Source organism: Cupriavidus sp. 05L310 (assembly GCF_056398185.1).
Genome location: NZ_JBFTOX010000028.1, coordinates 1 through 10,227 on the forward strand (window position 1 = coordinate 1; position 10,227 = coordinate 10,227).

The window sequence follows — 10,227 nt, forward strand, 5'->3', positions numbered from 1 at the left end:
GGGCGATCTGCGCCGGTTTCTCGCGCGTGATGTCGATGCCGTTGAACAGGATCGTGCCGGTCGTCGGCTCTAGGAACTTGGTGAGCAGGTTGAAGCACGTGGTCTTGCCGGCGCCGTTGGGGCCGATCAAGGCATGGATGGACCCGCGGCTCACCCGCAGGTTGACGTCGCTCACCGCGGTAAACCCCTTGAACTCCTTGGTGAGGTTCCGCGTTTCCAGGATCGTGTCTTGCTGATTCATGGTCTCCTGCCCGCCCTCTTGCTGCGGCCCCGGCTTCTGGTCGGCACCGCCAAATGGTCAGAACTGTGGTGCCTGTCGCACCACCACGGCACGGGTCGCGCCAATCCAGTTGCGCTCCCCGTGGCTGCTGCGGCGTTGGCGCCGCTTGTCTTTTTCTACCCGCCGTGCCCCGCCCTCCCTGAACGCGCGACGCGCCCTGGGGAGGGCGCGCCAATGTGAGCGGTACTGCACGGCATCTCGGCGTCTATTGTGTGCGTCTGCTGCGTCGCAAAACATCCGGGTTTGCACTAATTATGAAACATGAACCAGATGTCAGGTTGGTGTCAGGTTCGCGTCAGTTTTGCGATGCCGGCGCATTCAGGCCTGGGTTGCGGCTCCCGCCTTGACGGCGAGCGAGGCTTCCGCCGGGGAAACAGCATCCCCCGCCACCTTGCCGGCCACGCCGCTCACGCGCAGGCGCCGGTCTTCGCGGATCATGTCGCTGGCGCGCTCCGCGATCATGATGGTGGGCGAGTTGGTATTGCCCGAGGTGATCAGCGGCATCACCGAGGCATCCACCACGCGCAGACCATCGATGCCGATCACGCGCAGGCGCTGGTCCACCACCGCCTGCGGATCGTCGGGACGCCCCATGCGGCAGGTGCCCACCGGATGGAAGATAGTGGTGCCGATTTCGCTCGCTGCCTGAGCGAGCTGCTCGTCGGTCTGCAGGGCCGCGCCGGGCAGCCATTCCAGCGGCTTGTAGGGTGCCAGCGCCGGCGATGCCACGATGCGCCGCGTCAACCGCAGCGAATCTGCCGCGACCTTGCGGTCCGCATCGGTGGACAGGTAATTGGGCGCGATCACCGGCGCATGGCGGAAGTCCGGATCGGCGATATGCACGCTGCCGCGCGAGGTCGGGCGCAGATTGCACACGCTGGCCGTGAAGGCATTGAAGCGATGGAGCGGATCGCCGAACTTGTCGAGCGATAGCGGCTGGACGTGGTACTCGAGATTGGGCCGCGCGTACGAAGCGTCCGAGCGCGCGAACGCGCCCAGTTGCGACGGCGCCATGCTCATCGGGCCGCTCTGGTTGACCGCGTACTGCAGGCCGATGCCGAGCTTGCCCCACCAACTGCCCGCGCGGGTATTGAGCGTGCGCACGCCTTCCACCTTCACCACGCTGCGCAGTTGCAGGTGGTCCTGCAGGTTCTCGCCCACGCCGGGCAGCGCATGGCGCACAGAGATGCCCAGCGCCCGCAGCCGCTCGGGCTGGCCGACGCCGGACAGCTCCAGCAGCTGCGGCGTATTGACCGCGCCCGCCGCCAGGATCACCTCCTCGCGCGCCGCCACCGTGAACGGCGTGCCGCCGCCGAGATAGGCCACGCCGCTGCAACGCCGTCCATCGAACGTCAGGGCGCTGACCTGCGCGCCGGTGACGATGGTCAGGTTGGGCCGTTCGGCCGCGCGGCGCAGGAAGGCCTTGGCGGTATTCCAGCGAATGCCGCGGCGCTGGTTGACCTCGAAGTAGCCCACGCCGAAGTTATCGCCGCGATTGAAATCGTCGGTGCGCGGGATGCCGGCCTGCTCGGCGGCCTCGATGAAGCGCTCAAGGATATCCCAGTGCAGACGCTGCCCTTCCACCCGCCATTCGCCGCCGGCGCCGTGGAATTCGTCGCCGCCGCGATGATGGTCCTCGCTGCGCTTGAACAGCGGCAGCACATTGTCCCAGCGCCAGCCGTCGTCGCCCGTCAGGCGTGCCCAGTCGTCATAGTCCTCGCGCTGCCCGCGCATATAGATCATGCCGTTGATCGACGACGAGCCGCCCAGCACGCGCCCGCGCGGATAGCCCAGCGTGCGGCCGTTCAGGCCAGCCTCCGCGGCGGTGCGGTACATCCAGTCGGTGCGGGGGTTGCCGATGCAATACAGGTAGCCCACCGGGATATGGATCCAGTGATAGTCGTCGCGCCCGCCGGCTTCGAGCAGCAACACGCTCACCTCGGGGTCCAGGGTCAGGCGGTTGGCCAGCACGCAGCCGGCCGAACCGGCGCCGACGATGATGTAGTCGTAAGTCTCCATGCTTTTTCTTGTCAGGCCTTGCGCCGCGTTTGAAAGGGTTGAAGATGGGCCCGCACGGGAACGCTCCGCCGGGCTTGCGAAACCATGCGGCCCTGCGCGGGCTGCGGAACTTGGGCCATGGCCGCGCGCAATGGTTCAGGAAGCCGCAGCCGGCAACGCATCATGCGCTCACGCAGCCTGCGGCTGCAAATGCTTGCGCAGCCAATCGGCGAGCGCGGCAAAAACCTCGCCGCGCAACGGCTGGGCCTCGTTGAAAATCTCGTGGTAAGCGCCATCGAACCAGCGCGCTTCGCACAGGTCGCGCGGCGCACTATCGCAGAAGCGGCGGCTACCGGCCGGGTCGACGATGCGATCGTCGCCCGCGACGAGCATCAGCGTGGGCGCTTCCAGCAAGATCGCATCGGCCTGCGCCTGCGCCATGCCGCGCAGGAACGTCTCGAGCACGCTGGCGCTGATGGTGCCCTGCACCAGCGGATCGGCGCGATACCGCGCCACCACCGCCGCATCGTGCGAGAGGTAGCGCGCGTCGATCGGGTTCGGCACGCGCAGGCGCGGCGCCAGCGCCAGCAATATGTGGTGCAGCGTCAGCATCGGTGCGGAGAGTTTCAATGCCAGCGCCGGCGACGACAGCACCAGCGCGCGCACGGGCCGCACCCGTGCCGTGGCAAAACGCGCCGCCACCAGGCCGCCCATGCTATGGCCCAGCAGGAATGGCAGTTCCTTCCACTGGCTCAAGGCCGCATCGTGGATTTCGGTGAGGTCGTCGACAAACACGTCCGGGTGCCCGGCCACCATGCGCGGACCGCCGCTGGCGCCATGGCCCCGCTGGTCGTAGGCGCGCACGCGCAGGCCCAGGCCGCACAACAGCTCGGCCACGTGCTGGTAGCGGCCGCAATGCTCGGCCAGGCCATGAACCAGCAAGAGCGAGCCAGTGGCCTCGGGAAAGGAGTCGGGATCGGGCTGCCAGGTACGCAGCAGCAGCTCCGTGCCGTCACGCATGCGCTGGCGGCTTTCAGAGGGAACGACAGGCCGCGCCGGTGCCGCGGCGCCGGAACCAGCGCCACCGGCCTCGCCGGCACCACCGCCAGCAATGCTCGCGGGAGCCCCGGCGGGAGCAGCGGTACTCGGTCGATCCATGCGATTGGTCTCCATATCTGTTCCGCTACGGTGGTGCTGGTACGGCGCTACGGTTCCACTGGCCGGCGCCGCGCGGCTAGGTGGCCGCCGTGCCGTCCCCTTCACGGGCATGGCGATGGCAATCAGGCATTGCCACGCCGCCAGCCTCGTCCAGGCCGGCCCGCGCCATATCCGCCAGGATCGGGCAATCGGGCCGCGCGTCGCCGCTGCAGGCCTCGGCCAGCTGGCGCAGCGTGTCGCGCATGGCGGCCAGCTCGGCGATGCGCTGCTCTAGCTCCGCCACGTGACGCAAGGTAAGCGCCTTGACATCGGCGCTGGCCCGCGCGCGGTCATGCCACAACGACAGCAGGCCGCGTATCTCGTCCAGCGAGAACCCGAGATTACGGGCACGCCGCACGAAGCGCAAGGTGTGCACCGCGCGCTCGTCGTAGCGCCGGTAGCCGCCCTCGCTGCGCGGCGGCGCCGCCAGCAAGCCGATGGCTTCGTAGTGCCGGATCATCTTGGCGGAGACGCCGGAAGCTTGTGCCGCTTCACCGATATTCATGCTCTGTCTCCCGCCGGCTTCCAGCGCCGCAACAACAGTGCATTGCCGACCACGCTCACGCTGGAGAATGCCATGGCCGCGCCGGCCACCACCGGGTTCAGCAAGCCGGCTGCCGCCAGGGGGATACCGATCACATTGTAGAAGAAGGCCCAGAACAGGTTCTCGCGAATCTTGCGCACAGTGCGGCGCGAGATCGCCAGCGCATCGGCCACCAGCGCCGGATCCCCGCGCATCAGCGTGATGCCGGCGGCATGCATGGCCACGTCGGTGCCGGTGGACATGGCAATCCCGACATCGGCAGCGGCCAGCGCCGGCGCATCGTTGATGCCGTCGCCCACCATCGCCACCACGGTGCCACCCGCCTTGAGTCCGATGACGCGCTCCGCCTTGTCGGCCGGCAGCACTTCCGCCTGCACCTCGTCCAGCCCGAGCGTCTCGGCCACGCGTGCCGCGGCTCCCCTGTTGTCGCCGGACAGCATCACGGTACGCACGCCAGCGGCACGCAGCCGGTCGATCGCGCGGCGCGCGCCGGGCTTGATGGCGTCGCCAAAAGCGACCAGGCCCAGCACGCGCGGCAGTCCTTGCGCAGGCGACGCATCCTGCGCGCCCGTCTCGATCAGCCAGGACACCGTGCGCCCCTGGTCCTGCAGTGCTTGCGCCTGTGCGCCGAGCGTACCCGGTGCTGCGCCCAGCGAAGCACGCAGGCGCTCGCTGCCGAGCTGCAGCGCCACGCCGTCCACCTTGCCGGCCAGGCCCATGCCCGGCAGCGCGCGCACATCGGTAGCCGTCGGCGCCTCGATGCCGCGCGCACGGGCCGCCGCCAGCACGGCATGCGCGAGCGGATGCTCGCTGCCGGCCTGCAGCGCGGCCAGGCGTGCCAGCAAGCGTTGCGCTTCGTCCGCGCCGGCGCCTTCGGGCACCGCCAGCGCCACCACTTCCGGCTTGCCCACCGTGAGCGTGCCGGTCTTGTCGAAAGCCACCACCTTGACCCGGTGCGCCACTTCCAGTGCCTCGGCGTCCTTGATCAGGATGCCGGCGCGCGCGCCCGCGCCGGTGCCCGCCATGATCGCCGTCGGCGTCGCCAGGCCGAGCGCGCACGGGCAGGCGATCACCAGCACAGCCACCGCGTTGAGCAAGGCCGCTTCCCAGTTGCCGCCGAGCACGCCCCAGCCCAGCAGCGTGACCATGGCGATACCCAGCACTACCGGCACGAACACCGAGCTGACGCGGTCGACCATGCGCTGGATCGGCGCCTTGGCCGCCTGCGCGTGCTCGACCATGCGGATAATGCGGGCCAGCACCGTTTCAGCGCCCACCGCCACGGTGCGCGCAACCAGACGGCCTTCGTAATTGATGGCACCGCCGGTCAGCAGCGTGCCAGGCTCCTTGGGCACCGGCAGGCTCTCGCCGGTCAGCATCGATTCGTCGGCATGACTGCTGCCCTCGATCACTTGAGCGTCGACGGGCACGCGTGCGCCCGGCAGCACCACGATCTCGTCGCCCACCCGTACCAAGCCCAGTGGCACCGTGACTTCGCCGCCATCGCGACGCACGATCGCGCTATCGGGGCGCAGCGCGGCAAGCGCGCGGATGGCGTCGGCGGTCTGGCGCTTGGCGCGCGTCTCCAGCCACTTGCCCAGCCGCACCAGCGTGATGACCACCGCCGCGCTTTCGAAGTAGAGGTGCGGCATGCCGTCCGCGCCGCGCCACATCAGCCACAGGGACAAGCCATAGGCCGCCGAAGTGCCGAGCGCGACCAGCAGGTCCATATTGCCGGCGCCCGCGCGCACCGCCTTCCAGCCCGCCTTATAGAAACGCCAGCCGAAGACGAACTGCACGGGCGTGGCCAGCAACCATTGCACCCAGGCCGGCAGCATCCAGTGCACGCCGAACCATTGCGCCACCATCGGCGCCACCAGCGGCAGCGACAGCGCCGCCGAGATCGCCACCGGCCACGGCCCGGACCAGAAGCCCTCGCCTGCCGCGCCCGCGGGCAATTCGCCGCCCACCGGCACGGCGCCATAGCCGGCGCGCGCGACCGCCGCGGCCAGCGCATCGGCGTCCACGGCACCGCGCAGCACCGTGACCTCGGCCTGCTCCGTGGCCAGGTTGACCTGCGCATCCACCACGCCCGGCACCGCTTTCAAGGCACGCTCGACGCGGGCCACGCAGGACGCGCACGTCATGTCGCTGATGGACAAGGCAATGGCCTGGTGCGGTACCTCGTAGCCGGCAGCCTTCACCGCCTCGGCCGCGGCGGGCAACACCGCCGCGCTATCGGCTTGCAGCGTGGCCTCTTCGGTGGCGAGGTTAACGGCGACCTGCCGCACGCCAGGCACTTTGCCCAGCGCGGTTTCGACACGCCGCACGCATGAGGCGCACGTCATGCCGCCGATCGGCAGGCGCCATTCGGAAGCCGGCGCGCTCGCCGCTGCGCCGGGTACGGGAAGAACTTGGGAATTGGCGGGCATGGCCTGAAGGAAAGAGATCCTCAATGATGACCAACACATGATGGACCTTACCATGCTGGGAAGGTCAAGGGCGAAGACAAGCCACTCTTCAATCACCCGCGCAAGCGGACCTTGCTTCGAAAAGGCCTTGCGCTTGCCACCGTGGGAAGGTGCAAACTTCAGGGGTAGATGCAGTCCGGCCCGGTCAGCGCAGCGGTGGGTACGCTTTTTCCGGGGCCGCCGGACGCTTTCATTGAATCCTTTCCTACAGGAGATTCCAGATGATCCAGTTCCAGGTTGAAGGCATGTCGTGCGGCCACTGCGTGGGCGCCATCACCCGCGCCGTACAGGCGCTCGATCCGGCCGCGAAGGTGTCGGCCGACATTCCCGCGCAGGCGGTTATGGTCGAAGCCACGGCAAGCAGCCAGGCGCTGCGCGAGGCGATTGAAGCGGCCGGCTATCCCGTCAAAGCCAGCGCATAAGCTGGCACCGCGGGCATGGCCCGCGGCTGCCCGGAAAACAAAACGGGCGCCTCGCGAGAGGCGCCCGTTTGCTTTCTGGCGATACGGCAGCTTAGAAGCGGTAGCCGACGTTCAGGAAGGTCACTACCGGATCGATCTTGATCTTGGTGTGCGACACCACGGTGGCATTGCCCGCCGGACCGGCGTTCTGCGTAGTCAGCGTAGCGGTGCTGGACAGCGGCAGGTAGGAAACCGACAGGCCGACAAACCAGTTGTCGGTCACGGCATAGTTGGCGCCGATATTGAAGACCGGGTTCCACGAGCTCTTGGCGCTGGCCGACATCGTGGCTTTCGGACCGAACTCGGACTTCACAAACGTCTGGTTACTGATGGTCTCATCGGTGAACCACGTGTAGTTCACGCCGATGCCCACATAGGGGCGGAACTTGGACTTCGCTTCCAGGAAGTGGTACTTCACCAGCAGCGCCGGGCTCCATTGCTTCACATTGCCCAGCGTGCCGTACTTGGAAAACGACCCCGAGCCCTGCACATCGTGCTTCGGCGGGATGCCGGCCACGAATTCACCCGAGATATTGTCCGTAAAGTAGTGGGTAAACGCGATGCCAAGCGTATCCGCGGACTTGATCTTGGCGCTGGTACCGGTCTCGGTCAGGCCAACGGGAGCACCGTTGATGCTATCGACCACCAGCGGGTCGGCGGAGCTGGTCGGCATCACGCGGAACCAGCCCAGGCTGACGATGTTGCTGCCGGCGCTTTGCGCTTGCGCGGCACCGGCGATTAGCATGGCTACGCTGGCCAGCAGGATCTTCTTATGGGACATGCCTCTTACTCCTAGTTAATTCTCTACCCGAGGCACGCATTATCCTGCTTGGTATGACCCGTCTGTTTCAAGCGCTTAACACATTTGTAGAAGGCTCACCCTAAAGTGCGGGTTAACCATTAAAAAAGCGACAAATCACGGCGAAATCGCGTTCAAAACTGTAACGAATATGCGACGCCCGCCGGCCGAAAATCCTACTGCGCGGTATAGGCCTACTTTGGACAAGGGAATTCCCATAGTCCACCGGCCGGCGAGGCTCCCGAAGCACAGTACGAAGGTGTCAGGCCGCCGGGTTGCCCGCCTCGGGTCCGGCGCTGGCCAGCACACAGGCGGCCAGGTCCCACAAGGCATAGCCGACACTTTTGAATACCAGCGGGCTGCCCCTGCGCGCGCGCAGTTCGTCGGCGGCGAGGATGGCTTGCTCGAAGGGCTGCACGGTGGCCCAGTCGATGCCCGCCTGCAGCAGGTCGCCCGCCTCCTCCTCGATGCCGAACGATGTGTCGGCCAGCAGCCGGCCATGCGCCGAAGCCGCCTGGCACAAAGCCGGTGGCAGCTCGCACATCTCCGGGCGGAAAGCGCCGACCGCGGCAATGAAATGCTCGTCGCGCCACAAGCCGCTATCCAGGTCCGGCAGCACCGGGGTCAGGCTGGACGTCACGGTCACCACCATCGACACGCGCGGCAGCACGGCGCTCACGTCCGCCACCGTCTGCGCCTCGACACCGAGCGTGCGCGCGTGCGCGGCGAGGGCTTCGGCCTTGGCGGCCGTGCGCGAATGCAACCACACGCGACGCGGCGTCAGCCCGGCCACAAAGGCTTCCAGATGCGTCTGGGCCTGCACGCCGGCACCAATGATCAACAGTTCGCCGCCGGGCTCCGGGGCGAAGGTCTGCGCCGCCAGCAGCGACACGGCGGCGGTACGCCGGCCGGTCACGGTGGGACCGTCCAGCAGCGCCAGCCGGCGCCCGGTATGGGCGTCGGCCACCACCACTTCACCGAGGATATTGGGCAGGCCGCGCCGCGGATTGCCGGGGTGCACGGTGATGTTCTTGGTCATCACCAGTTCTCGGTTACGCGCCGGCATCACCAGCAGCGTGCCTTCGCCACCGGCCGCATCGCCCACCGGCAAGGCAATGCGTGGCGGCGCCATGGCCGTGCCGGCGCGCAGTTCGGCCAGCATGCCGGCAATGGCGCGGGCCAGCGCGGGATACGGCAGGCGGGCCGCGGTCTGGGCGGCGTCGAGCAGGGCAAGGGACATGGCGGATAACTCTGGAGGCGGTTCGCGATGCTGGATTATCGGCGAACTCGCCACCTGGGTAACGCGTACCCGCTACTGCGATGCGGTCTACGTACATCACCCGTATTAATATCATTGATTAAATTAGATGCCACGTGATTGATATCACGAATAAAAATTCCATCATCATGGGCACCGTCAACTTGCTCATGCCCATGCAGCCAGGGCCGAGGGGAACCCCCGCGGACCATGGCGGGCCCCAGCCAAGCACAACTTCACGATCAAGCCTGACCCTCCCGCCAGGACAGGAAGTCGACCAGCACCCGAAGCTTCGGCAGCATGTGCCGGCTCGATGGCCACAGCATCCAGAACGTACCCTGGACCACGTTGTATTCGTCCAGCGTGGTTTCCAGGCGCTTGTCGCGCAGCGCGTCTTGCGCGACAAAATCCGGCACATAGCAAATGCCCAGGCCGTCGATTGCGGCAGCCAGTACGGCTTCGATATTGTTCAACGCGAAGGCGGCCGGCAACCGTAATGCCTCAGCACCGGCATCCTCCACCAGCACCCAGTCCTGGAGTTTCCCGCTGGAGGGAAACCGGTAGCGCAGGCATGCGTGCTGCTCCAGGTCCTTCGGCAGCCGCGGCATGCCGCGACTCGCAAAATACCCGGGCGAAGCACAAACCACAAAACGGAATGGACGCAGGCGTCTGGCCATCAGTTGGGAATCCGACAGTTCGCCGCTGCGGATCACCATGTCGAAGCCCTCTTCGACCACATTGACCATGCGGTCGCTGAAGTCCAGGTCGAACTCGATCTCCGGATAAGCCGCGCAGAACGCGGCCAGGTCCGGCAGCAGCAGGCGATAGCCGATCGCCGGGACGCTGATGCGCAACCGGCCGCGCGGCGCCTCCTTCAGCCGCGTCAACTCGAGTTCGGCTTCATCGATTTCGCCGAGGATGCGCCGGCAGCGCTCGAAGAAGAGCTCGCCCTCCTCCGTCAGCCTGATCTGGCGCGTGCTGCGGTGAAACAGGCGAATGCCGACCCGGGATTCGAGCCGCATCACGCTCTTGCCGATGGCGGATGACGATACGCCGAGCAGCCGCCCTGCGGCGACGAAACTGCGCGACTCCGCTGCGCGCACGAAGGCATACAAACCGCTGAGACTATCCATACCGGGCCATTAGAGAATTTTTGTCCGTTATTAGCGGAAATCACGGTGCTTTAAGCAACATTAAAGCGATCCTATCATCAGTGCAC

At 66.9% G+C, this 10,227-nt stretch carries 9 protein-coding genes; 1 reads left to right on the top strand and 8 read right to left on the bottom strand.

Annotation, left to right across the window (positions count from 1 at the left end):
- The 5 genes from AC1DS6_RS20765 to AC1DS6_RS20785 form a co-directional block, all read right to left on the bottom strand.
- The coding region (locus AC1DS6_RS20765; RefSeq protein WP_441632505.1) for an ATP-binding cassette domain-containing protein at positions 1–241 on the bottom strand (241 nt) is incomplete at its 3' end.
- A 357-nt stretch (positions 242–598) separates the two neighbouring features.
- Entirely contained in the window at positions 599–2,299 is a 1,701-nt protein-coding gene (locus AC1DS6_RS20770) for a GMC family oxidoreductase (RefSeq protein ID WP_441632507.1), read from the bottom strand.
- Between the two features lie 168 nt (positions 2,300–2,467).
- The gene (locus AC1DS6_RS20775) at positions 2,468–3,436 is read right to left on the bottom strand and encodes an alpha/beta hydrolase (protein WP_441632509.1); all 969 of its coding nucleotides are present in this window, start codon (positions 3,434–3,436) and stop codon (positions 2,468–2,470) included.
- A 76-nt stretch (positions 3,437–3,512) separates the two neighbouring features.
- Positions 3,513–3,980: a Cu(I)-responsive transcriptional regulator gene (gene cueR / locus AC1DS6_RS20780; protein WP_441632511.1), complete on the bottom strand. Its 468-nt coding sequence runs from the start codon at positions 3,978–3,980 to the stop codon at positions 3,513–3,515.
- A complete protein-coding gene (locus AC1DS6_RS20785) occupies positions 3,977–6,451 on the bottom strand; it encodes a heavy metal translocating P-type ATPase (protein ID WP_441632513.1) in 2,475 nt (824 codons plus the stop codon). Before AC1DS6_RS20785 ends, cueR begins: the two co-directional genes overlap by 4 nt.
- Positions 6,452–6,711: 260 nt before the next feature.
- On the opposite strand from AC1DS6_RS20785, the gene AC1DS6_RS20790 reads away from it, so the two are divergent.
- Complete coding sequence (locus tag AC1DS6_RS20790; protein ID WP_035865681.1) at positions 6,712–6,912, top strand: heavy-metal-associated domain-containing protein; 201 nt, start codon at positions 6,712–6,714, stop codon at positions 6,910–6,912.
- A gap of 91 nt (positions 6,913–7,003) precedes the next feature.
- Here the strand turns inward: AC1DS6_RS20790 and AC1DS6_RS20795 are convergent, their stop codons facing one another.
- The 3 genes from AC1DS6_RS20795 to AC1DS6_RS20805 form a co-directional block, all read right to left on the bottom strand.
- On the bottom strand, positions 7,004–7,732 hold the full coding sequence (locus tag AC1DS6_RS20795) for an OmpW/AlkL family protein (RefSeq protein WP_045241997.1): 729 nt from the start codon (positions 7,730–7,732) through the stop codon (positions 7,004–7,006).
- 280 nt (positions 7,733–8,012) lie between these two features.
- Entirely contained in the window at positions 8,013–8,990 is a 978-nt protein-coding gene (locus tag AC1DS6_RS20800) for a delta(1)-pyrroline-2-carboxylate reductase family protein (RefSeq protein WP_441632516.1), read from the bottom strand.
- 260 nt (positions 8,991–9,250) lie between these two features.
- Positions 9,251–10,141: a LysR family transcriptional regulator gene (locus AC1DS6_RS20805; protein ID WP_441632518.1), complete on the bottom strand. Its 891-nt coding sequence runs from the start codon at positions 10,139–10,141 to the stop codon at positions 9,251–9,253.
- Positions 10,142–10,227: the final 86 nt, after the last annotated feature.